The 22,589-nt window shown below is 47.2% G+C and carries 21 protein-coding genes; 5 read left to right on the forward strand and 16 right to left on the reverse strand.

The window, feature by feature from the left end:
• Positions 1-13: 13 nt before the first annotated feature.
• Positions 14-3,874 carry a DNA-directed RNA polymerase subunit beta gene (locus QM657_RS03955; protein WP_415065246.1) on the reverse strand — a complete coding sequence of 1,287 codons (3,861 nt, stop codon included), beginning with the start codon at positions 3,872-3,874 and terminating at the stop codon, positions 14-16.
• 309 nt (positions 3,875-4,183) lie between these two features.
• Here QM657_RS03955 and QM657_RS03960 point away from each other — a divergent pair, with 309 nt between their 5' ends.
• The 3 genes from QM657_RS03960 to QM657_RS03970 all read left to right on the forward strand — a co-directional run bounded on the left by QM657_RS03960 (position 4,184) and on the right by QM657_RS03970 (position 5,969).
• Positions 4,184-4,612, forward strand: coding sequence for a hypothetical protein (locus QM657_RS03960; RefSeq protein ID WP_415065433.1), 429 nt, complete (start codon positions 4,184-4,186; stop codon positions 4,610-4,612).
• 269 nt (positions 4,613-4,881) lie between these two features.
• The gene (locus tag QM657_RS03965; protein WP_415065247.1) at positions 4,882-5,502 is read left to right on the forward strand and encodes a superoxide dismutase; all 621 of its coding nucleotides are present in this window, start codon (positions 4,882-4,884) and stop codon (positions 5,500-5,502) included.
• 26 nt (positions 5,503-5,528) lie between these two features.
• The gene (locus tag QM657_RS03970) at positions 5,529-5,969 is read left to right on the forward strand and encodes a Dps family protein (RefSeq protein WP_415065248.1); all 441 of its coding nucleotides are present in this window, start codon (positions 5,529-5,531) and stop codon (positions 5,967-5,969) included.
• Positions 5,970-6,087: 118 nt separating this feature from the next.
• Here QM657_RS03970 and QM657_RS03975 read toward each other — a convergent pair whose 3' ends face one another.
• From QM657_RS03975 to QM657_RS03985, 3 genes are read right to left on the reverse strand one after another with little or no spacing between them, the layout of a single operon-like run.
• Positions 6,088-6,534, reverse strand: a complete 447-nt coding sequence (locus tag QM657_RS03975) for a DUF1934 domain-containing protein (RefSeq protein WP_415065249.1) — start codon at positions 6,532-6,534, stop codon at positions 6,088-6,090.
• 11 nt (positions 6,535-6,545) lie between these two features.
• Entirely contained in the window at positions 6,546-7,364 is an 819-nt protein-coding gene (murI, locus tag QM657_RS03980) for a glutamate racemase (RefSeq protein WP_415065250.1), read from the reverse strand.
• A 17-nt stretch (positions 7,365-7,381) separates the two neighbouring features.
• The gene (locus QM657_RS03985) at positions 7,382-8,440 is read right to left on the reverse strand and encodes a D-alanine--D-alanine ligase family protein (RefSeq protein WP_415065251.1); all 1,059 of its coding nucleotides are present in this window, start codon (positions 8,438-8,440) and stop codon (positions 7,382-7,384) included.
• Positions 8,441-8,536: 96 nt separating this feature from the next.
• Between QM657_RS03985 and spoIIR the strand changes: the two genes are divergently transcribed.
• On the forward strand, positions 8,537-9,187 hold the full coding sequence (gene spoIIR, locus QM657_RS03990) for a stage II sporulation protein R (RefSeq protein WP_415065252.1): 651 nt from the start codon (positions 8,537-8,539) through the stop codon (positions 9,185-9,187).
• Here spoIIR and QM657_RS03995 read toward each other — a convergent pair.
• The 9 genes from QM657_RS03995 to QM657_RS04035 form a co-directional block, all read right to left on the reverse strand.
• Positions 9,165-10,361, reverse strand: coding sequence for a TolC family protein (locus QM657_RS03995; RefSeq protein WP_415065253.1), 1,197 nt, complete (start codon positions 10,359-10,361; stop codon positions 9,165-9,167). The genes spoIIR and QM657_RS03995 overlap by 23 nt on opposite strands.
• A 2-nt stretch (positions 10,362-10,363) precedes the next feature.
• Positions 10,364-11,515 (reverse strand): TolC family protein, encoded by a 1,152-nt coding sequence (locus tag QM657_RS04000; RefSeq protein WP_415065254.1) that lies wholly within the window; start codon positions 11,513-11,515, stop codon positions 10,364-10,366.
• Positions 11,516-11,609: 94 nt separating this feature from the next.
• Positions 11,610-14,657, reverse strand: coding sequence for an efflux RND transporter permease subunit (locus QM657_RS04005; RefSeq protein ID WP_415065255.1), 3,048 nt, complete (start codon positions 14,655-14,657; stop codon positions 11,610-11,612).
• 12 nt (positions 14,658-14,669) lie between these two features.
• A complete protein-coding gene (locus tag QM657_RS04010) occupies positions 14,670-15,812 on the reverse strand; it encodes an efflux RND transporter periplasmic adaptor subunit (RefSeq protein WP_415065256.1) in 1,143 nt (380 codons plus the stop codon).
• A gap of 24 nt (positions 15,813-15,836) precedes the next feature.
• Entirely contained in the window at positions 15,837-16,451 is a 615-nt protein-coding gene (locus QM657_RS04015) for a TetR/AcrR family transcriptional regulator (RefSeq protein ID WP_415065257.1), read from the reverse strand.
• Between the two features lie 131 nt (positions 16,452-16,582).
• A complete protein-coding gene (locus tag QM657_RS04020; RefSeq protein ID WP_415065258.1) occupies positions 16,583-16,774 on the reverse strand; it encodes a hypothetical protein in 192 nt (63 codons plus the stop codon).
• Positions 16,775-16,784: 10 nt separating this feature from the next.
• Complete coding sequence (locus QM657_RS04025; RefSeq protein ID WP_415065259.1) at positions 16,785-17,462, reverse strand: GntR family transcriptional regulator; 678 nt, start codon at positions 17,460-17,462, stop codon at positions 16,785-16,787.
• Positions 17,452-18,357, reverse strand: a complete 906-nt coding sequence (gene ispE, locus QM657_RS04030; protein ID WP_415065260.1) for a 4-(cytidine 5'-diphospho)-2-C-methyl-D-erythritol kinase — start codon at positions 18,355-18,357, stop codon at positions 17,452-17,454. The genes QM657_RS04025 and ispE overlap by 11 nt, the downstream gene beginning before the upstream one ends.
• 183 nt (positions 18,358-18,540) lie before the next feature.
• Positions 18,541-19,233 (reverse strand): YesL family protein, encoded by a 693-nt coding sequence (locus QM657_RS04035; protein WP_415065261.1) that lies wholly within the window; start codon positions 19,231-19,233, stop codon positions 18,541-18,543.
• Between the two features lie 176 nt (positions 19,234-19,409).
• Here QM657_RS04035 and QM657_RS04040 point away from each other — a divergent pair, with 176 nt between their 5' ends.
• Positions 19,410-20,111: a hypothetical protein gene (locus tag QM657_RS04040; RefSeq protein WP_415065262.1), complete on the forward strand. Its 702-nt coding sequence runs from the start codon at positions 19,410-19,412 to the stop codon at positions 20,109-20,111.
• Here the strand turns inward: QM657_RS04040 and QM657_RS04045 are convergent.
• The 3 genes from QM657_RS04045 to QM657_RS04055 form a co-directional block, all read right to left on the reverse strand.
• Positions 20,047-20,880 (reverse strand): GNAT family N-acetyltransferase, encoded by an 834-nt coding sequence (locus tag QM657_RS04045; protein WP_415065263.1) that lies wholly within the window; start codon positions 20,878-20,880, stop codon positions 20,047-20,049. The genes QM657_RS04040 and QM657_RS04045 overlap by 65 nt on opposite strands.
• Entirely contained in the window at positions 20,846-21,364 is a 519-nt protein-coding gene (locus QM657_RS04050; protein WP_415065265.1) for a peptidylprolyl isomerase, read from the reverse strand. The genes QM657_RS04045 and QM657_RS04050 overlap by 35 nt, the downstream gene beginning before the upstream one ends.
• Positions 21,365-21,611: 247 nt before the next feature.
• A complete protein-coding gene (locus QM657_RS04055) occupies positions 21,612-22,565 on the reverse strand; it encodes a choloylglycine hydrolase family protein (RefSeq protein ID WP_415065266.1) in 954 nt (317 codons plus the stop codon).
• Between the last annotated feature and the right edge of the window lie 24 nt (positions 22,566-22,589).

Raw genomic sequence — 22,589 nt, forward strand, 5'->3', positions numbered from 1 at the left:
GTTCTCCCTTCTATTATTCTTCGTCTGAGTCTTCAAAATCTGTATCGTCGAAAGCATCTGAAGAATCGTCTACTTCTACTTCTTCCTCATCCTCTACACTTACCAGCTCCTGATCCTGGAATTCCTGTTTCTGGTAGCCGAAGCTGCCAAAGGATTCCTCGTCACGGTACTGTTTGTCACCTTCGATAATGGATCTCAAATCCGTTTCTTCATAGTCAGTGCTTTCTGCGATCTGAACCTCAGTGTTGTCATCACGCAGCACCCTTACATCGAGCGCCAGGGACTGAAGCTCCTTTAACAATACCTTAAAGGATTCGGGGATTCCCGGCTCAGGGATGTTCTCACCCTTGATAATGGCCTCATACGTCTTCACACGGCCTACCACGTCATCGGATTTCACTGTCATGATCTCCTGAAGTGTGTAGGAAGCGCCATAAGCCTCCAGAGCCCAAACCTCCATCTCTCCGAAACGCTGTCCGCCGAACTGGGCTTTACCGCCAAGTGGCTGCTGGGTAACCAGAGAGTATGGTCCGGTAGAACGTGCATGAATCTTATCGTCTACCAGATGGTGAAGCTTCAGATAGTGCATGTGTCCGATGGTAACGGCGCTGTCAAAGTACTCGCCGGTACGTCCGTCACGGAGGCGGACCTTTCCGTCCCTGTTAATGGGAACGCCCTTCCACAGCTCTCTGTGCTCCAGATGATCTCCCAGATATTCAATAACTCCGGGGGTCAAGGTGTCGTTATATTTTTCCTGGAAATCCTCCCACGTCATGTTCACGTAGTCGTTTGCTACATCCAGGGTATCCATAATATCAATTTCGTTCGCTCCGTCAAATACCGGTGTGGACACGTTAAATCCAAGAGCTCTTGCAGCAAGGCTCAAATGGATTTCAAGAACCTGACCGATGTTCATACGGGACGGAACGCCCAAGGGGTTTAATACAATGTCAAGAGGGCGTCCATTGGGTAAGAATGGCATATCCTCTACCGGAAGCACGCGGGAAACAACACCCTTGTTGCCGTGACGTCCGGCCATCTTATCGCCGACAGAGATCTTTCTCTTCTGTGCGATGTAAATGCGGACAGTCTGGTTCACACCCGGTGACAACTCGTCGCCGTTTTCTCTTGTAAATACCTTTGCATCTACGATAATTCCGTAAGCACCGTGAGGCACCTTTAAGGAAGTGTCGCGGACTTCTCTTGCCTTTTCGCCGAAGATGGCGCGAAGCAGTCTCTCTTCTGCAGTCAGCTCAGTTTCTCCCTTTGGAGTCACCTTTCCAACCAGAATATCTCCGGCACGAACTTCCGCACCGATTCTGATGATTCCTCTTTCGTCAAGGTCTTTTAAAGCGTCCTCGCCTACGCCGGGAACGTCTCTGGTGATCTCTTCCGGCCCTAACTTGGTGTCACGGGCTTCTGCTTCGTATTCCTCGATATGGACAGAGGTGTAAACGTCTTCCTGAACGAGACGCTCGCTTAAGAGAACCGCATCCTCGTAGTTATAACCTTCCCAGGTCATAAATCCGATGAGAGGATTCTTTCCAAGAGCGATCTCGCCGTTTTGTGTGGAAGGACCGTCTGCAATGACTTCTCCCTTTTCCACGTGGTCGCCTTTATATACCACCGGCTTCTGATTATAGCAGTTGGACTGGTTGCTTCTCTTAAACTTGGTCAGACGGTAAACGTCTCTTCTGCCGTCTGAATCTCTCTTGATGATGATCTCATTGGAAGCGGAGCGCTCTACCACGCCGGACTCTCTGGAAACCATACATACACCGGAGTCTACCGCTGCCTTTGCTTCCATACCTGTTCCTACGGCCGGAGCCTCTGTGGTCAGAAGCGGAACTGCCTGACGCTGCATGTTGGAACCCATGAGGGCACGGTTAGCATCGTCATTTTCCAGGAAGGGGATCATGGCTGTCGCAACGGAAAATACCATCTTGGGAGATACGTCCATGAGATCGATGTTCTTTCTCTGGAACTCGGAAGTCTCCTCGCGGAAACGCCCGGAAATATTCTTATGAATGAAGTGGCCCTCATCATCTAACGGCTCATTAGCCTGGGCAACTACGTAGTTATCTTCTTCGTCAGCGGTCAAATAAACCACATCCTCTGTAACAATAGGATTGTTGGCATCTGTCTTATCCACCACCCGGTAAGGAGCCTCTACGAATCCGTACTGGTTCACTCTCGCATAGGTAGCGAGGGAGTTGATCAGACCGATGTTAGGACCTTCAGGAGTCTCGATAGGGCACATACGTCCGTAATGGGTGTAGTGAACGTCTCGAACCTCGAATCCGGCACGGTCTCTGGAAAGACCGCCAGGTCCCAATGCGGAAAGACGGCGCTTATGGGTCAGTTCTGCCAGAGGGTTATTCTGATCCATGAACTGGGAAAGCTGGGAACTTCCGAAGAATTCCTTCACTGCCGCGGTAACCGGTTTAATATTGATTAAGGACTGAGGCGTAATTCCGTCCATGTCCTGTGTTGTCATTCTCTCACGAACCACACGCTCCATTCTGGAAAGACCGATGCGGTACTGGTTCTGTAAAAGTTCGCCTACAGCACGGATTCTTCTGTTTCCAAGGTGGTCGATGTCATCGGCATTTCCCACGTTTTCTTCCAGATGCATGTTATAGTTGACGGATGCTAAAATATCCTGCTTTGTGATGTGCTTTGGAATCAGTTCGTTGACATTCTTGCGAATGGCAGCTTTCAGTTCTTCTTCGTCATTTCCAGCTTCTGTCAGGATTTTTTCAAGGACAGGGTAGAATACTAATTCTGTGATTCCTGCATCTTTGGGATCAAAGGTCACAAAAGAAGTTAAATCCACCATGAAATTGGAAAGAACCTTCTGCTTGCGCTCTACGCCCTCAATCCACACGAAAGGAACAGCCGCATTCTGAATGTCAGTTGCAAGCTGCTTGTCTACAGTCGTTCCAGCCTCTGCCAGGATTTCGCCGGTTCTGGTATCCACCACTTCCTCAGCCAGCACATGGCCTGTAATGCGGTTTTTGAAATGAAGCTTTTTATTGAATTTATATCTTCCCACCTTTGCAAGATCATATCTTCTGGGGTCGAAGAACATACTATTTAACAGACTTTCAGCACTATCAACAGATAAAGGTTCACCTGGGCGTATCTTCTTATATAACTCCAGCAAACCGTCCTGGTAATTGTCGGAGGTATCCTTGCCGAAGCTGGCTAACAGCTTTGGCTCTTCACCAAAGAGTTCAATGATCTCTGCATTGGTGCCAAGGCCAAGGGCACGGATGAGCACGGTTACAGGAACCTTTCTGGTTCTGTCAACACGTACATAGAAAATATCGTTGGAGTCCGTCTCGTACTCCAGCCACGCACCGCGGTTTGGAATTACTGTACAAGCATAAAGCTCTTTTCCTACCTTGTCGTGTTCAATACCATAATAAATACCTGGGGAACGTACCAACTGGCTTACAATAACTCGTTCAGCGCCGTTTATCACGAAGGAACCGGTATCTGTCATAAGCGGAAGATCACCCATGAAGATCTCATGTTCATTTATTTCATCTTTATCTTTGTTGCAAAGCCTTACCTTTACCTTTAAAGGAGCTGCGTAGGTGGCATCTCTTTCTTTGCATTCTTCTATTGTATACTTGATATCATCCTTACATAATGTAAAGTCGACAAATTCAAGACTCAAGTGACCAGCAAAGTCTGCGATGGGAGAGATGTCTTCAAAAACTTCCTTCAACCCTTCATCAAGGAACCACTGATAGGAATTCTTCTGAATTTCGATCAGGTTCGGCATCTCAAGCACTTCTTTTTGTCTTGAGAAACTCATTCTCAGGCTCTTACCGGCCGGGACCGGACGCATTCTGCTTTTCTCCATTGACGTTTCACCCCTGTTTTCTTTCTAATCGTTTCTGTTTTTGGGCATAAATGTGCCTTTAAGGCACACAAAGCCACAATAGTGCACATTCCATAATATCATAGCCCTGTCAAGGTGTCAAGCATTTTTTGCTTGAATTTCCCAGAGATATGTGTTATACTATTTCGGATAGGCATGATTTTCTTAGCGAAAGTGAGTGAAGCGAACTTGAGCTCAGTAAATCAGCCGTTCGTTCGCCGTCAGGCGAATCGAACTTCCTTAAAAAATGAACTATTGGAGGTATTCCCGGTGAGCGTATTTTTAAACGTAATGATAGTGATTCTTTTCATTGCAGTGGTGGCTATGGCAGCCCTTTATTTCTTCGGAAGAAAGTTGGAAAAGCGTCAGGTGGAGCAGCAGCAGGCATTGGAGGCTGCGGCGCAGACCGTATCCATGCTGGTAATTGACAAGAAAAAGATGAAGGTTAAGGATGCTGGGCTTCCCAAGGTCGTATATGAGCAGACTCCCTGGTATATGCGCCGTACAAGCCTTCCCATCGTAAAAGCGAAGATCGGTCCAAAGGTCATGACCTTGATCGCAGATGCCAAGGTTTTTGAAGTGCTTCCGGTTAAGACAGAGGCTAAGGTGGTTATAAGCGGTATCTACATAACCGAGATCAAGAGCCTTCGGGGAAAAGCAATTCCGCCTGCACCGAAAAAGAAGAAATTTATGGACAGGTTTAAAAAAGATAAAAAATAAAACTGCTCTGAATGCCGGAGTGCGATTGCCAATCGCGCTCCGGCATTTTTATTTTTCTTTTATTGGATTTAACCCTGTAATTATTCTCAATATTTAACTATATTTTACAAAAACATGTTTATTACCTATATTTTGTTTCAAAAGTTTGAAAACGCCCTTGACATTTCCCTATTCTTAATATATAATCAAGCTACAAGGTTGTTAGTTACAACTAACCTAAAAATTAAAACGACTACTACATTATATATAGAAGCGAAAGGAGAACCACTATGTTTGAACAGATTAAATTACCTTATGCATATGACGCTTTAGAACCTCACATCGATGCTCTTACCATGGAAACTCATTATTCCAAGCATCACGCAGCTTATACAAAGAATTTAAATGATGCAGCCCAGAAGGCAGGCCTTGAGGGCAGGGAGATCACTTCCATCCTCTCCTCTTTGGACAGCATTTCCGATGAAGCTTTGAGAAAAGCGATCCGCAACAACGGCGGCGGCTTTTATAACCACAACCTCTATTTTTCCACCATGAGCCCTGACGGAGGCGGCGAACCTTCCGGCAGTCTTAAGGCGGAACTGGATAAGACCTTTGGAAGCTTTTTGGCTTTTCAGGATCAGCTAAGCGGTCTGGCTGCCGGACAGTTCGGCTCAGGCTGGGGCTGGCTCTCTGTTAACAGAGAAGGAAAGCTGGTTCTTTCCTCCAGCGCCAACCAGGATAATCCTTTTATGGAAGGAAAGGGAAGTATCCCGATTCTGGGCATTGACGTATGGGAGCATGCTTATTATCTGAAATATAAGAACTTAAGGGCAGATTATATCAAGGCTTTCTTCCAGGTTGTTGACTGGAAGGCAGTTGCCGATAATTATGAAAAGGCATTAAACAGATAAAAAAGAAAGAGGGGAATAAAAGCATTATGAGTAAAAACTTATCCGACAAACTCAATGAATATCTTGCAAATCAACAGGTCATGTACATTAAGCTCCACAACCTGCACTGGTATGTAAAGGGCCGCGGCTTCTTCACACTCCATGCCAAGCTGGAAGAGCTTTACGATCAGACAGCTCAGATCATTGACGATGTGGCCGAAAGGCTTCTGGCTCTGGGCGGTTTTCCGGTAGCCAACTTAAAGAAGGCGCTGGAGCTCACTTCCGTAAAGGAACGGGAGGATGCACCTATCTCTTCCGATGAAACCATTAAAAGTCTGATCTCTGATGTGGACTATTGGATTCGGGATACGAAAGAAATTGTGGAACTGGCAGAGGAAGACAACGACGGAGCTACTGCCGATCAGTTTAACGGCTATCTGACGGAATATCAGAAACTGATGTGGATGTTGAATTCCTACATGGATTGAATTTAAATAGATAAGCAATTTTAAATGAATAAGCAAAAGTACCGCCCCGCAGTGAAAATCTCGCTGCGGGGCGGTTTTTGGCTGCCCGATGACTTGCGTCAAAAGGCGTATATCCGGTTTAATTTAAGAGATGGATATCGGCTGTGGCCTTGGAATGGATGTCCAGGACAATGCTGCACTGCGATACGTGCTGATAATTGATGTCCAAAGAATACTCCACCCGCACGGTTAAATGGTCCTCATCCTCCTGGATGTGGATGTCATTCGTATTGATTCCAACCATGAGCTCTCCCAGGGGCGTGGCATAGCAGGACATATTTTTCTTGTCTTTTTCAAATATCATATGGGTGCTGAAGCTTCCCCTTTTAATAATATCCAGGCCGGAAGGACGGATCTTGATGGTATTTTTGGTCAGCCCTTCTCCGTCTTCCTGAATCTCCTCGTATAAAATGTAGTGGTTTCCGTTTTTTACGAAGTAATCCCCGGAGGTAATCAGTTCCACTCCATTTTTGTCCTCTTCTGCAACCTGCATTCCGCTGATGCTGATCAGAACGTCTCTCGTCATATAGTACTCCTCTAAAATTCCTCAATATTAATCTGCTTTGTCTCCGTCACCCTTCCAGGGAGGATAGACGCCGCAAAATTAGTAAATTTTTCTGCCAGGTCACTGACATAAAAACGGTATTTTTCCTGGTCACCGCCGCAGGATTCACACAGCAGCCCCTGCTCCTCCAACACCTGTTTCAACTCCAAAGCGGTCTCATAGGCCGGGTTCACAAGGGTGACCTCCGGTCCCATCAGCCTTCCTACTGTGGAGCGCAAAAGGGGATAATGGGTACATCCCAGAATCAGTGTGTCTATATATTTACCTTTTAATTCGCTTAAATATCTGGATGCGATCTCATCGGTGACAGAATCGTGAAGAAGGCCTTCCTCCACCAGGGGAACCAAAAGGGGACAGGGCTTTCCGGTGACCTGGATGTCTTCCCTCATTTTCATCATCACTTTGGTGTATTCTCCGCTGTTTATGGTTCCTTCTGTTCCAATGATGCCGATTTTCCCGTTCTGGGTGGACTCCACAGCGGTCTTAGCCCCTGCATGGATCACACCGACGATGGGAATGTTCATATCTTTTTCCACTTCCTCTAACGCATAGGCTGTCGCTGTGTTGCAGGCGATGACAATGGCCTTCACATCCTGGGTCAGAAGAAAGCGGATGATCTGTCTGGTAAAACGGATTACTGTGCTGCGGGACTTATTTCCGTAGGGCACACGGGCCGTGTCACCGAAGTATACGATCCTCTCCTCCGGCATCTGCCTCATGATCTCCCTTGCTACCGTAAGGCCTCCTACGCCGGAGTCAAAAACTCCGATAGGTGAATTTTTATCTGCCATGGTGTCTCTCCTTGCTGTCAGCTTCTATCCATGGCATGAGCCATCAGGCGGTCTACCAATTGATCCTTGGTGATTCCAGCTGCCTCCCAAAGCATGGGGTACATGCTGATGGCGGTAAATCCGGGCATGGTATTGATTTCATTGAAGACCACAGTTCCGTCCTCTTTCACAAAAAAGTCCACTCTGGCAAGGCCGAAGCCATCCACTGCCTGAAAAATGGCCTTAGCAGCTTCTCTCACCTTCTCTGCAGCGCCTCCCGGCAGTTCCGGGTTGACAACTGTTTTGGACTCTGAGTTATAGTATTTTGCATCAAAATCGTAGAATTCGGCTGCTGCAAGGATTTCTCCCACGCCGGAGGCTTCTATAGCGGCTTTTCCCCCTCCCAATACAGCGCATTCGATCTCACGTCCCACGATCATCTCTTCCACCAGGATTTTTCTGTCATGGTTTGCGGCCTCTTTCAGGGCCTCCTCCAGCTCTTTTCTGCTGCCTGCCCGGCTGACTCCCTTGGAGGAGCCTGCATTGGAGGGTTTTACAAATACGGGATAGGAAAATTTCTCTTCCACCTTTTTCACAACAGTTCCCATATCCTCTAAATCCCGGCGCATCACCGGCACGTAGTCTGCCTGTTTTACAGAAAGCCGGTCCACGATGATCTTTGTATATAATTTATCCATGGAAACAGCGGAGGCCAGCACACCGCAGCCCACATAGGGGATTCCTGCCAGTTCTAAAAGTCCCTGCACAGTTCCATCCTCTCCGAATAATCCGTGAAGCACCGGGAAGACCACATCCACTTTTACAACCTCTGTTTTTGCCCCATCCATGAGAATGACTCCTCCCATGGTGGAATCAGGGGAGAGGATGGCGGAAACGCTTCCTTCTCTCCAGGCCCCTGTTTCGATCTCTTCGATGGATTCTGTCTTCACCCAGCGGCCTTCTTCTGTAATTCCAATCAGTATTAAATCATACTTTTCTCTATCGATATGGTTAATGACATTGATGACTGACATGCAGGACACAACGTGCTCTGATGACCGGCCTCCAAATAAAACAACCGCAGTTTTTTTATTCATTTCTATCTCCTCACCAAATTCTTAATCTTTCAGCGTTTATATTATATCACATATGGCTACAATTAGAAATAGAAAAGGAAAAAGGAGAAATGAAATATGAAAGAAAAACGCAATCTGTTTTTATGCATCGTATGCTTATTGCTTGCCATATTGCTCACCCTGGCGGAAGAACGGAAGGAAGACGAAGCCTTAGCCGCCCGCATTTCCCCGGAAATTCTGCGCTTTCACGTGCTTGCAAACAGCAACAGCACTGAGGATCAGGCCCTTAAATTAAAGGTCCGCACCATGCTGCTCAACTCCATATATGAAGATTTGGGAGAAGGAGCGTCTTTGGAGGATACAAAGGACTATGTTCTCTCTCACCGGGAAAGCCTGGAAGAAGAAGCGACTGATTACATGAAAAATCTGGGATACGATTATCCTGCACATATGGAACTGACCGATGCCTATTTTCCCGTTAAGACCTATGGGGATATGGTGTTTCCCCAGGGAAAATACCATGCCGTCCGGGTAAAAATAGGCGAAGGAAAAGGACGCAACTGGTGGTGCGTCCTCTATCCTCCGCTATGCTTTGTGGATTCCTCCTATGCAGTGGTTCCCGATGAGTCAAAAGAAATTCTCCGAAAGTCCGTAGGGGAATCCGATTATCAGAAGATCAGCCGGGAAGGGGTAAAAATACACCTTCGTTTTAAAACGGCTGAGCTGTTTTCCAAAAAATCATTGTCTACCGGCCAGACTGCAGAATAATGCCGTTTACCGCCCACTGGTAGGTGTCGTAAGCCTGATACAGGCTGTTATAAGCGCTCTGCTTTGCTCCCTCTGCCTGAAGCAGGGCCATCTGGGACTGGAGATAGGCAACACGGCTCATCATGCCAAGCTGAAAGGCTCTGTCTGATTTTCCGTTTATGAGCACTGCCTTGTCGTAGGAGGTGCAGGAGGCGTCGTAAGCTGCTTTGGTCTGCATGACGGCCTGGTACATGGACTGCATCTGAATGGTGACCTCCTGGGTGGCCTGGGATACTTCCGCCCCTTTGATTTCCGTTCCTGTCGTGGTTCCGTCCGACTTGGCCCGGCGTAAGTCGATGAGATTATAATTGTTTCCAATGGCCTTTTGGGTATCCCCCTCTAAGTCAAGGGAAGAGAATACAGCCAGATCAAGCTGAGGAATCTGGCCGATCTGAGGCATTGAATCTGCGGAATATCCGGTCATCAGCCCCAGCATCCGTCCTAAACTGTCTATGGTGTTTTCAAGCTGTGTCAGACTGGACCTGGCAGACAGGACTTCTTTTTCAGCCGCCAGCACATCTGCCTCTGTAGCCATAGACTGCTGGAATCTCAGCTTTTGCGCCTCATAGGCCGCGGTATTGGCTTCCAGCAGCTTTTGAAGGAGGGCGCGGTTTCCTTGGGCGCTGTGATAGCCGATCATCATCTGATTCACACCGGCAGTCATTCTTTTGACCATCATATCGGTTCCTGAATCAATGGACTTCTTGGCTTTCGTCACCCCCGGCTTCATCTCATCAGCCATTTTGCTGTACGCTTTTGCAGTCTGTGTCAGGGTCATATATTCCACCATTCCGGAAACGGTGTCAGCTGCGCCGGAATCTTTTAAGTTCTTGGCCTGGTTATTCAAATCTTTTACATGAAGTCTCATTTCATCGTAAACTTGCTGCACCCCGTCTACAGCGGCAAATCCGGAGGCCAATCCGGCTTTTAAATCAGGATTAAAATATCTTACAAGGTTTGAAACCTCATCAAATTCTATGGTCTGGTCATTTAAGCGGTTCCATACTTCCTCAGATACACCTTCGGGGATGGACTGCATGGCTTCTCCCGGTCCTAAGGCACCATAGGCTGTCAGAACAGGGGAAAATGCCAGGGAAGCGGACAGGCAGAGGCAGAGAAAACTGTTTTTCTTCATAATTACATACCTCCTGCCAAAGCCAGACCCTTCACTCCGTTTTCGTAGGTCTGAACAGCCTGGAATAAGGCCAGTTCTGCAGTTTTAATTCCTGTACTCTTGGAGTTATATGTATTTTTCTGTTTTAAATAATCCAGTCTGCTCATCATACCGATGTCAAACTTTCTCTGAGCGGTTCCCATATTTTTGCTTTCCAGTTCAAACTCTGCGGCTGCCTGCTCATAAGCGGCCTTTGCCTGGAGTACGGTCTGATAATTTTTCACCATATTGGCATTGATGTTCTGCACGTTGCTTTCAATGGTACGTCCTAAGCTTTCGATGGTCACACCGGAGATGGAATTTCCCTGTTTTCTTTTATTGATCTTTAAGGTGTAGTTATTTTCAAGGGCTGCTGCCTTATCCTGCTCTAAGTTCATGGCAGCGATCCGTTCCATGTCCACTGCAGGAATCTGCCGGATATCCGGCATGTCATTGTACTTCCAGCCCAGCATGACGCAAAGGGTCTGTCTGGTCTGGTCAATAGAAGCAGTCAGCTTGTCAATGCCTGCCTGAGCGTTCTGGACAGCTTCCAGGGCTGTCAGCACATCCACCTGGGTTGCCATGCCTGCACTCTGCCTCAAAACTGTGGAATCATAAACTGCCTTTAACAGTTCCAGGCTGTCTTTTGCCCCTTCCAGCTCATAATTCTGCTGGAAGTATGCGATCATAGAGGACTGGGCTGTGGCCACCAAATTGGCTTCCTGCTGGTCATAGGTCAGTTGGTATACCTGTAAATCCTCCACGTTATTATCGGCACTGACCTCGGCATTTCTGGCGGCCATCGCGGTGCCCGCATCCGCAACAGCATCGTCACCGGTCACTTCACTCCACTTTTCAGCAGCAGCATCCCGGTAATTTTGTGCGTACTGGTCGCTGGTGATCAAATCATCTTTCTTCTTATCACTGATATCAAGCTGGTTCTTCCGTACGGTCACGTTATATTCACGGATCAGGCCGGCCAGCTCATCATATTCCATCACATTGTCCCTGAGCCTTGCCCACTCCTCAGGGGTCCTGGCAAATTCCGGACTGACCGCCCAGGCTGTGGCCGCCGGTCCGGAAACAGTCAGTACGGCTGTAAGACAACATGCACAAATCTGTTTCCATTTTCTCATCCTGAATCCTCCTTGTTTGAATTTCATTTTACCATATTTTATCAAATTTATAAAATCCACTTTCTTCCAGACTCCAGGCCGGAGCCCGGATTGTTTAATCCGGGTCCGGGTCTATATTCTTTTCCGATTTTCCGGTCATAATCGAGTAGTAAACAGGAAGGAGAAGAAGAGTCAAAACTGTGGAAGCGGTAAGGCCTCCTACGTTAACCAGGGACAGGCCCTGCATGGTTTCTCCGCCGTCTCCCAGCCCCAGTGCCAGAGGTACAATGGAAACAATGGCAATGAGTGTTGTCATGGAAATGGAACGGAAACGGCTCACGCCTGCCTGGATTAAGGCTTCCCGTTTTTCCATGGTCAGGCGGTACTGGCTTACGGTTTCCACGTAAAGGATACCGGATTTTACTACCGTACCGACCAGCATGAGGAATCCTAAGAGGGAAGGCATGTTGATCTTGATTCCCACCGCCACCATGAGCCCGAAGGCACCGATCAAGCTGAAGGGAATGGCTGTCATGACCATGAGGGAGAGCTTCGGTGACTCAAACTGAGCCGCCATGACCACGAAGAGAAGGAAAATAGCTGTCACAATAGCCATGGCCAGATTGGTGAACTCTTCCATCATGGACTCTTCATCGCTGTTCTTTGACCTTGTGACCGTTTCATCCAGATATGGATTGACAATATCCTCGTCAATGGTCTTTTTCAGCCCCGCTTTATCCTTTTCTGACTTAACTTCTTCTGTAAAGGAGCCTGATATGGTAACTAAATACTGTTTATTCTTTCTGTTGATTGTGGAAGGGCTGTCTTCATAGCTGATATCAGCAATATCCATCAAAGCTACCGAACCGCCTTGCATATTGGGGATTAAAACTCCCTGAACCTTATTAAGCGTACCGTAAAGATCCTTAGGATATTCCACCCTTACGGCGATTTCCTCTCCTGCCACCTCCAGCTTTGCGGCCTCTTTACCGCTGAGCATACCGCTCAATACGGAACCTACGCTGGCTGGAACCACGCCTTCTGCCGCTGCCTTGATGGGATCTACACGGACCTTTAAAACAGGAGCCGCATTTTCAAGGTCAGAATGAACTTTAATAAGTCCCGGATGGCCGGAAAGCTCTGTCACCATCTGATCTGAGACCTGCTTCAGCTTATCAAGCTGGGCGCTTTGAAGGATTACTTGAAAATCCTGGACGCCTGTTGTCATGGACATGCTGGAGGTGGATTTTACGGTGATGTTGCAGTCAGGAAGCTGACTCATTTCTTTTTTCCATTTATTTACGACCTGGTCGGTAGAAAGTTTTCTGTCAGATTTTAAATATCCGGTTACGGTGGCTGCGCTGTTGCCTATTGAGCTTAAGCCGCCCCCTCCGTAGGTGGTCATATAGGACTCTAAATCCTCTTCTTTGGTCATAATGTCTTCTACCTTTTTAAGAATCTGGTCCGCTTCTTCGATCTTAAGTCCCGGCTTTACTTCTACGGAAACAGAAACCGTTCCCTCATCGGTCTCAGGCATTAGCTCAAATCCAAGCCTGCTTGCCAGAATAAAGGAAACTACCAGAAGGAGAACGGATATGATCATAACCAGAGCCCTTCTTTTCAGCAGCCTGGAAACCAGGCGGCTGTACCCATTTTGAAGGGCTCTTATGATCCCTCCCACCGGGGAGTTATGCTTTTCAACAGGGCGAAGCTTGGTGTAGCACATGGGCACAATGGTCAGTCCTGAAATGGCGGAAGCCAGGGAAGCAAAGATCAGGGTAAAGCCCAAAGGCATGAACAACTGTCCTGATAATCCCTCCAGAACTGCAAGAGGAATGAACACCACGCAGTTTGTGAGGCCGCCTCCTAAGATGGCTGCAAATACCTCTCCGGTTCCGCTGACGGCTGCCTCCATATACGCCTTAAAGCCCTTTCCTTTCTGGGCCCTAAAACAGCTATCCAGTACAACGATGGAGTCATCCACCATATTTCCCACTGCCAGAACAATACTGCTCATAGTAACCAGGTTCATGGAAAAGCCCATGAGGGACATCATGATCAGGGAAATCAGCATGGACACTGGAATAGAGCTTCCTACAATGAGTGAAGCCTTTAAATCTCCGAAAAACAGGAAGATGATAACCATGGAAATGACAACAGCCGCTATCATGGCATCTCTTACACTTCCCAAGGCTGATAAAATCTGATCACTGGCATCGTCAATGGTGATAAATTCTACATTGGGATATTCTTTTTTCAAGGTCTCAATGGTTTTGTTTACTCCCTTTGAAACATCCACAGCACTGTTTTTCTGCTGCTTGTTGATGGACAGGGTGATGGTATCATCTCCATTGTAACGTCCAATGGCTGTTTTTTCTTTATAGGATTCGGAAATGTCAGCCACATCTTCTAAATATATGGTCTTTCCGTTTCCAGCCACCAAAGGAACCTTTTTTAAGCTTTCAATGTTCCCGATCTCTACAGCGGTACTGACAGACAAATTCCGTTTTCCCACTCCTGCGGTCCCTGCGGGATAGGTGAAGTCAGCCGAGGCGATGGCCTGGCCGATGGACTCCATGGTCAATCGGTACTGAGCCATTTTCTCCGGAATGAGCCGGACGCTGACGTAGTTTTCCTGGCCTCCGCTGACATCCACTCTGGCTACGGAAGTGATTTTTTCAAATTCCGGCACAATCTTTTCATTTACGTAGTTATATAAATTGGACTGGGTGGAATCCTTGACTGCCAGGGTGACAGAAGGCATATCATTCATGTTAAATTCCATGATGGTTGGTATTTCCACATCATCAGGCAGGTTGACGCTGTCCATCTTTTTCTTCAGTTCAGAATAAGATTTATCCATGTTGGTTCCGTATTCATATTCCATATACACGATGGAAATATTTTCCTGGGAAAAAGAGTAGATGTTTTTGACACCGGACAAGGTTCCTACAGATTCCTCCAAAGGCTTTGTGACCAGGTCATTGATATCCTCCGGACTTGCTCCGGGGTATGTGGCCGTGATTAAAAACATGGGGAAATTCATTTCCGGGGTCAGCTCCATCTTAGCGCTGAAAACAGAGGAAAGACCGAATACCAGCAGACAAAGGATGGCTAAAACAAGGGTGACAGGCCGCTTTAAAATGCCTTTTATAATTCCCATTCTACCGCCCCCTTACTGTCCTGAACCAGAAGTTTCCGCCCCGGCTTCTTCTGTTTCTGCTGTGCTGTCTGCTGCCTGGGTTTCTTCCCCATTTCCGCCTGCAAGGGTGACCTTTGATCCGTCATACAACTCGCTGGTCCATGTGGTGACCACCTGGTCTTCTGCTGTGATTCCTTCTTTGACCTCTGCATAGTCATCGTCTGCCAGCCCTATGGTCACGGGATTTCTCTTTAAAGCGCCGTCGGCGTATGTATAGATGAAGGACGCTCCGCCCTCATAATAAACGCTGTCCACTGGAACTGTGAGGACATTTTCCACCTTCTGAGAAACTACGGAAAGCTTTACGGAAGTGCCTGTAGCCAGCGTATCTCCGCCGGGAACGGAAGCTTTTACCTTAAACAGACCGCTTGCCGCATCCACCATGGTGCTGACTTCTGTGATAGAAGCATCGTAGCCGGTTCCGTTCTTTTCCACCTGAATGCTGTCCCCTGCCTTTAAGCCGCCTACAATGCGCTCAGAAGCGTAAAAGGTCACACCTTTTCCGCCTTCTCCTGATATGACTCCGAGAACGGTCTGAGGGGATACCATATCGTGAACTTTCACGTTAAAGCTTTCCACCTTTCCTCCTATGGGAGCCGTTACCTGGCTGCTCTCTATCTGGAGGTTATATCCGATCTTGGCATTTTCATACTGGAGCCTTGCCATTTCCACCTTGTCTGCAAGAGACTGGTAATCGGCATCAGCCACATCGCCTGCCGCATGGAGAATGGCCATCCGGTCTAAGTTCTTTTTTGCATCTTCATATGTAATTCTGGCTGTTTCGGCCATGATTCTGGAGCTTTCCACCTGCTTTGTGTCAATGACACAGAGAAGCTGGCCTGCCGAGACCGTGTCTCCAGTCTGGACATTTACCCCGGTGATCTCTCCTGCTCCAAGAGGGGTGATATAGACAATGCTGGAGGGTTCTATTGTACCGATCAGCTCACTGGACAGCTCGATGGACCGAAGCTGCGGCGTCTCTGCACTTACGGCAGGAGGCACATCTGCTACAAATTCCTCCTTATTTCCTCCCAGGACGCTGGGAAGGATTAAGCCTGCCAGGGCAGCAACTGCCACTACTGCGCCTGCAATGATGAATATCTTTTTCTTTGTCATAACAAACTCCTTCGCTTAATCGCATTATAGTTGACTTTTACAAATTCCATACTGAAGAATTTCTAATTTTTTACGAAACACATTCTTAATCTTTTCTTCATCCTCCGGATGGTGGTAATGCCATCCCATACAGTGAAGCAGCTCCAAAAATATGATGGAAATGAGATTTTCAAAGGTTTCCATGGTCTGATCCTTAAAATTCGTTTTGTCCACCGGTTCATACATGCCCTCTAAAAGAGCGTATAAGCCGTTATCACAGTTCTGGCGCATTTTATGGACCTCACCGAACATTTTTTCACTTTCCGAAAGGTTCTTCAACATCAGCATATGCTCTTTTGTATTGGTAATGCTGTAATCAAAGAAAGTCTCCGCCGTTTTCCAGAGATCGCCCTTGTTTTTTTCAGCGCACTCCTTCCAGCTTTCCAGCAGCTTTTCAGCGGCATCCTCGAATATGCAGGCCAGGACGTCGAACTTATCCTGAAAATATGTATAAAAGCTTCCCCTCGATATTCCTGCCTTTTGAATCATCTTATTAATTGATACCTTTTCGAAGGGCACCCGGATAAATTCTTCCATTGCGGCCTCGCGAATTGTTTTCTTTTTTCCCGTTGGAAGATTGTAAAACCGCTCCGTCGGCATTTTCTCACCTCTCTCTGTTTTTTACCCTGTTAAAAAAAATACACAGGGTGACAACATGTCACTTATTATAATGACACATTGTCACCCTGTCAACAGGGATTATATTTATTTAATAATTTTTACCGTTAAGTTTATTTTTTGCTGTCTAAAAGCTCCTGTAAGGCTTCATCGCTTTCCTCAATCCAGACATCCTCTTCCTCTCCGTCAAGGCCCAGGAATTTCGCCAGAGTCAGGTCTGTGCTGCTGTTGTTCCACTCTTCTATATAATCATCAATGGCTTCAAATTCCACTTCACCCGCTAAATACTTCTCCTTAAACGTCATAAGCGCCTCCTTAAGAATCCCGTTCTTTTATATTTCTTGAAACTGTGATCTCCTGGTTGTCGATATGCTCCCGCATGGCTTCCTTGGCATCCGTGATCCGGCCCTTGCGTACTGCCTCTAAAATGCTTTCATGCTCTGTCACAAGTGCCTGGCGTTTGTCCTTATCCTTGATGTACTCCAGACGGTAGCGGTACATCTGCTCCCTTAAATTGTTGATCATCTGAACCAGCCTGTCATTGCAGGTTCCCTTAAAGATCACATCGTGGTAGGCTTCGTCGGTTTCAGCGATCTCCATGGCATTGCCCTTTAAAACAGCATTCCGGAATTCCTCCTGCTTCTTCTCAAGCTCTTCCACTGCCTCCGCATCCATTCTCTGGCAGGCCAGTTCAATGGCAAGCTCTTCCAAAGACCTACGGACCTCCAATACATCTCTTAAACTCTTTTCAGAAATCCTGGCCACCTCGGCGCCTTTTCTGGGTATCATTAAAACAAGGCCCTCCAGCTCCAGCTTTCGGATAGCTTCCCGGATAGGGGTCCGGCTGACTCCCAGACGGTCGGCGAGCTGAATCTCCATCAGCCTTTCTCCCGGTGCCAGCTCTCCCTTTAAAATGGCCTGCCTCAAAGTATTAAAAACAACATCCCGCAAAGGCAGATATTCATTCATGTTCACCTTTAATTCACTGCTCATTAGTAACCTCCCTGGTATTGTAAAAATTCGTCAGATAAACCTGTTTCGCAAGGGTCTTTCCCTCTCCGTATCTCATGTCTTCATAAGCCTTCTCAGCCGCTAAAGGGCTGGTAAAGATGCCGAACACCGTAGGCCCGCTTCCGCTCATAAGGGCATTTACCGCTCCTGCTTCCTTCATGCGCTCCTTGATCTGGGCGATGACCGGGTATTCCGGTATGGTGACCGTTTCCAGCACATTTCCCAGGCGGGCCGACACCTGATAGATGTCCCGGCTTTTGATGGCAGCGACCATTCCGTCAATGTCCGGGTGATCGGATTCCTTCAGCCCTGCTGCGTCTAAGTTGTCATAGACAAACTTGGTGGAAACGCTGACTCCCGGCTTTGCAATCAGCACCTGGCACTGGGGCATGTCGGGAAGGGGAGTTAAGATTTCTCCGATTCCCTCGCTCAAAGCAGTTCCCCTCATAATGCAGTAAGGCACGTCTGCTCCGATTTTAACCCCACGCTCCATCAGCTCCTGCCTGGTCAGCCCAAGCTTAAACATCTTGTTGACTCCAAAGAGCACCGAAGCCGCATCGCTGCTTCCCCCTGCCATGCCGGCAGAGACAGGGATGAACTTCTTTAAATGAATGGTGACGCCCTGGGTGACGTGAAACTCATCCATGAGGAGCTTTGCCGCTTTGTAAACCAGATTATTTTCATTGACAGGCAGGTAAAAGAGATTGGTCACAATCTCAATCCCCGGCGTTTCTTTTAAATAAATATCAATCTTATCATAAAGGCTTACGGTCTGCATGATCATACGCACATCATGGTATCCGTCCTCTCTTTTTCTCAAAACATCAAGTCCCAGATTGATCTTTCCGTAGGCTTTTAACCCCAGATATCTTATCATAAGCAGGCATCCTCACTTCTGGTTTCTGAATTGTATTTAATCATTTTTTTGTATACTGTGTTTAGTATACCTCAAAACAGGGAAAAGTACAAGCCCTTTATATAAAAATAGCACTGTTCCGGTAATCAGTCTCGATTTCCGAAACAGTGCTGCTTTTGTCTCAAGCCGTTTCAATCACCGGCCTCAGCTTCTTTCTCCGTCTTCATCCGCAAATAACGGTCTCATTTCATCTCCATCCCTCTTTTCCTCCGGCGTATACCGCTGGAATACGGGGGAAAGGATGTAGGAATTGATAAATGCAATGAGGGGAAAACCAAAGAGCATCAATATCATCATGACAGGAGGAATCATCAGTACAAATCCGGCAGCGATTAAAGCTCCGTCAATAGCCAGAATTCCGATGGTGCGGAACAAATGGCGCAGGGACATGAAAAATGCATTGAAAAAGGTGCGGCGGATGGTGTTGAAAAATCTGGCCTGCAGAGGGAAAATATAAGTAAAGATCGCGGCATAGACCAAAGCCATGGCAATGAATACGGTGAGCATCACGGTCCGAAAGCTCTCTTTGCCTGTAAACAGCTTTGTAAAGACGTATACGTCGATTCCAAGGATGATGCCTGCCGCCAGCAGAATCAGCCAGATGACCGTAGCCTGTTTAAAGTTCTCCTTAAAGGACTTGAAAAATGAACGGATGGTGTACCCGTCGTCATCCCTGACAAGCTTTAAGGTCACATAATAGACTGCTGTGGTAGATGCGCCTATGGTGAAAATCGGAAGACTGCACACAATCCATAAGATGTTTAAAATAATCAGGTCTCCGAATTTTCCGATAAACCGCCAGACCGGATTGTCATAATTAAAAAAGTTAGAAAACATATGTCGTTCCCCTCCAAACGTAGAATTGAAGAATATTATAGCCCATGTATCCGGAAAAATCAAATCTTCTCCCTTATTTCATCAAAATTTCATAATTATTTTAAGGAAAGCTGCCTCTCATATGGTATAATCTAAAAAGTTCCCGCGATAGATAAATGAAGAAAGAGGCGTAAACCATGACACCTTATGAAGACAAAACCTTAAAAGATTCCCTGCAGGAGGAAAAGCAAAAGCTGAAGAGCATGAGCATCAGGGACAGGCTTTGGTATATCTGGGAGTATTATAAGATTCCCATTTTAAGCATTACGGCAGCCCTATTCCTCATCGGCTCCATCGGCTCCGCCATGTATCAGAACCGGTTTGAAACGGCCCTTTCCTGTTTCATCTTAAACAGCAGACCAGGCAGTGACACGGACCGCCTGACCCCTTACTTTGACCAGGATTTCCGCCAGTATGCCGGACTCAGTGAAGATGTGAAAGTGGAGGTGGACTCCTCCATGAACCTGACCTTTGACGAATCGGCCATGAGCGAGCTCACCTATGCCTCTCTTGCAAAAGTCACGGCTGTGATCTCCACCAAGGATTTAGATATCATGATCGGAACCCCGGAAACTGCCTCACACTACGGTTCCCTGGGCGGCTTTGCCGACTTAAAAGAGTTTCTTCCGGCTGACGTATACGAGAAGGTGAAGGACCGCCTTTACATGACCACCAATGAAGAAACGGGAGAAACCATTGCAACCGGTATCCTCATCGGGGAAACGGACTTTTGTGACCGGACAGGGCTCATTATGGAAGAGCCTGTTCTGTCTGTTATCGGCAATTCCACCCGTACAGACACAAGTCTGAAGCTGGTCCGTTACGTCCTTGGGTTATAAGCCGAAAGCCCAGGCTCTCTGCCAGCTTTAAGGACGGCAGGTTTGTCCGTTCGATTCTGGCGTAAATCTGCCCGGAAACCTCCTGAGCCCCGTACTGTAAAATGGCCTGGCAGGCTTCCCTTGCATATCCCTGATTCCTGTATAGAGAAAAAATGTGATATCCCAGTTCTACCGGGGTATCATCATCCCCCAGAAGGGTTTCTCTTTGTCCGCAGGGAGAATTCATCTTATCTCTTATGGCAGAGGAAAGTTCCGGGCATCCGGATAAGTCCAGATTGGAAAGACCTACCTTTCCCACCAGCCTGCCGCTCGCAGATTCCTCCAGGGCCCATATTCCGTATTCGTAAAAACCGTACTGGCACCGGATATAATCTTTTAAATATTCTTTATTTAAAAAACGGCGTCCTTCCTCTCCTGCTTCCGGCTCATCAGGAATGAGAAGACAGTCTTGGGGGACCAGTTCCCGGACCGTCAATCGGTTGGTCCTGGTTATGATCCAGGGAAGTTCCAGCCTTCTTCTGACTACCCGTTCCAGAAAAATATCGTCAATATCTTCCAGCTTTTCTACGACATAAGCTGCCGGAGCAAGGCTCTGGTTCTCTTTTTTAGGGTCCCATAAACCAACAACAGCCCTGCCTTCCGCATAAGCAGAATGCAGGGCCTTGCAGTCATCGGATATGGTGACCCGGAAAACAGTTCCTTCTACTGTGATCTCCCGCTCCCAGGTCATTGCATCAGCTCTCCTGTGGCTTGGAATAAGCTTCTCCAAAGGTATCCACTGTCATAGAGCGGATTTTCTGCTCCTCCATGGGACGGTCACTGTAATCGGTCTTTACAGCGGCAATCTTATTGACAACGTCCATGCCTTCTGTAACTTTTCCGAATGCAGCGTAAGCTCCATCTAAGTGAGGAGATGGTTTGTGCATAATAAAGAACTGGGAACCGGCTGAGTCAGGGTGCATGGCTCTCGCCATGGATAAAACGCCTTCGTCATGCTTTAAGGTGTTGGAAAATCCATTCTGGCTGAACTCTCCCTTGATGGAGTAGCCTGGGCCGCCTGTTCCGCTTCCTTCGGGGCATCCGCCCTGAATCATAAAACCGCTGATTACTCTGTGGAAAATCAGCCCGTCATAAAAGCCCTTTTCTACAAGACTGATAAAATTATTTACTGTGTTTGGTGCAATATCCGGATAAAGCTCTGCTTTCATCACATCGCCGTTTTCCATTGTAATTGTTACAACCGGATTTTTCATGTTAATCTCCCTTCTGAGTCAGATTTCTCATCTAGCAATATTTTATCAAATACATGGACGTTTGTCCACATGTTCATATTTTGTTCAAATTTTATTTAAAAACCTTTTACAGAAATAATATGATTTCTTCACGTTTCATGGATATACTGTAAACATAGCAAAGAATTGCTGAAAGACTTTTTTTCATAATACAGGAGCTGATGACTTGTCATCAGCTCCCCCTCCCTTTTATGGACATTTCTGTTCATTATAATCCCCCAAGATCCACAAGCCTCGGAGCCGGAAAATCGTATTCATAGAACCGGGTGGTGCCAATCTGGAAATCATCATACGTTCTGAAAAAATATTCGCATGTATTGATATTGATAAATGCGGTGTACTTTGTGTAGTCATAAACGTTTCGGGCTGCGATCACCGCCCCCTTTGGAATAGAAATGTTTTCCATGATGTGAAAACAGGAAGTGACCGCTTCCCCTCCATCTTCCGGCATCGGAACATGGGATTTTAAATAGGAAGCCCGGACAAAGCGTTCCGGAGAAGTAAAACCTCCCGGCAGGGGCATAGACCCGCCTCCCTGCCCAAAGGGCGTCAACTCCACTTGTCCCCAGTTGACCTTTTCTGTCTGCCAGGGGGAAGCATCCATGTAATTTCTCAAATTGGTCATATGCCAGGGAAATTCAGGGCTGTTGGTCATAACGCCCATGGGGTTATCCATGACTGACTTCCCTTCTTCCGTAACCTCCACGACAGCGCAGGCTCCGCTTCTGTCAACCGCAATCCAGTGGAGAGGTGCCGCAGTCCCGGTAACCGGGTCCTTTACCCCTGCGATGGAAACGCTTTTTGTCAATGCCTTTAATTCCTCTACAGAGGCACAATTCCCCAGCATATAATGGAGAAAATCATAAGCTGCAATCCCATTTTCAGAGCAGTCATCATACTTTGCATAACCTGCAAAATAGAGGGCCGCTGCAGCAAAGCCCATTTCGTTTACCCCATCAAAAAGGAACAGTTCTCCCTCCAGCTCCTGTCCAATGCCAATGAAACCGTACGTATTGGCCAGAGCCGCCATGTTCACCCGGTTAGTCCATTCATAATTTTTCGGGACAATAAACAGATGGGGATCAATATCATAAGAAAAATCCATGGTCCTTCCAAAAAAAGTCTCTCCCTGCCGGGTTTGCAGAGTAACAGCAGTGCACATAACATCTACCTCCTATTTCTATCA

This window comes from Lacrimispora sp. (genome assembly GCF_047605665.1).
Taxonomy (GTDB): Bacteria; Bacillota; Clostridia; order Lachnospirales; family Lachnospiraceae; genus Lacrimispora.

Coding starts and splice junctions, on each gene's coding strand:
- QM657_RS03955 (WP_415065246.1), bottom strand. CDS start 3,874: ATGGAGAAAAGCAGAATGCGTCCGGTCCCGGCCGGTAAGAGCCTGAGA.
- QM657_RS03960 (WP_415065433.1), top strand. CDS start 4,184: ATGATAGTGATTCTTTTCATTGCAGTGGTGGCTATGGCAGCCCTTTAT.
- QM657_RS03965 (WP_415065247.1), top strand. CDS start 4,882: ATGTTTGAACAGATTAAATTACCTTATGCATATGACGCTTTAGAACCT.
- QM657_RS03970 (WP_415065248.1), top strand. CDS start 5,529: ATGAGTAAAAACTTATCCGACAAACTCAATGAATATCTTGCAAATCAA.
- QM657_RS03975 (WP_415065249.1), bottom strand. CDS start 6,534: ATGACGAGAGACGTTCTGATCAGCATCAGCGGAATGCAGGTTGCAGAA.
- murI (WP_415065250.1), bottom strand. CDS start 7,364: ATGGCAGATAAAAATTCACCTATCGGAGTTTTTGACTCCGGCGTAGGA.
- QM657_RS03985 (WP_415065251.1), bottom strand. CDS start 8,440: ATGAATAAAAAAACTGCGGTTGTTTTATTTGGAGGCCGGTCATCAGAG.
- spoIIR (WP_415065252.1), top strand. CDS start 8,537: ATGAAAGAAAAACGCAATCTGTTTTTATGCATCGTATGCTTATTGCTT.
- QM657_RS03995 (WP_415065253.1), bottom strand. CDS start 10,361: ATGAAGAAAAACAGTTTTCTCTGCCTCTGCCTGTCCGCTTCCCTGGCA.
- QM657_RS04000 (WP_415065254.1), bottom strand. CDS start 11,515: ATGAGAAAATGGAAACAGATTTGTGCATGTTGTCTTACAGCCGTACTG.
- QM657_RS04005 (WP_415065255.1), bottom strand. CDS start 14,657: ATGGGAATTATAAAAGGCATTTTAAAGCGGCCTGTCACCCTTGTTTTA.
- QM657_RS04010 (WP_415065256.1), bottom strand. CDS start 15,812: ATGACAAAGAAAAAGATATTCATCATTGCAGGCGCAGTAGTGGCAGTT.
- QM657_RS04015 (WP_415065257.1), bottom strand. CDS start 16,451: ATGCCGACGGAGCGGTTTTACAATCTTCCAACGGGAAAAAAGAAAACA.
- QM657_RS04020 (WP_415065258.1), bottom strand. CDS start 16,774: ATGACGTTTAAGGAGAAGTATTTAGCGGGTGAAGTGGAATTTGAAGCC.
- QM657_RS04025 (WP_415065259.1), bottom strand. CDS start 17,462: ATGAGCAGTGAATTAAAGGTGAACATGAATGAATATCTGCCTTTGCGG.
- ispE (WP_415065260.1), bottom strand. CDS start 18,357: ATGATAAGATATCTGGGGTTAAAAGCCTACGGAAAGATCAATCTGGGA.
- QM657_RS04035 (WP_415065261.1), bottom strand. CDS start 19,233: ATGTTTTCTAACTTTTTTAATTATGACAATCCGGTCTGGCGGTTTATC.
- QM657_RS04040 (WP_415065262.1), top strand. CDS start 19,410: ATGACACCTTATGAAGACAAAACCTTAAAAGATTCCCTGCAGGAGGAA.
- QM657_RS04050 (WP_415065265.1), bottom strand. CDS start 21,364: ATGAAAAATCCGGTTGTAACAATTACAATGGAAAACGGCGATGTGATG.
- QM657_RS04055 (WP_415065266.1), bottom strand. CDS start 22,565: ATGTGCACTGCTGTTACTCTGCAAACCCGGCAGGGAGAGACTTTTTTT.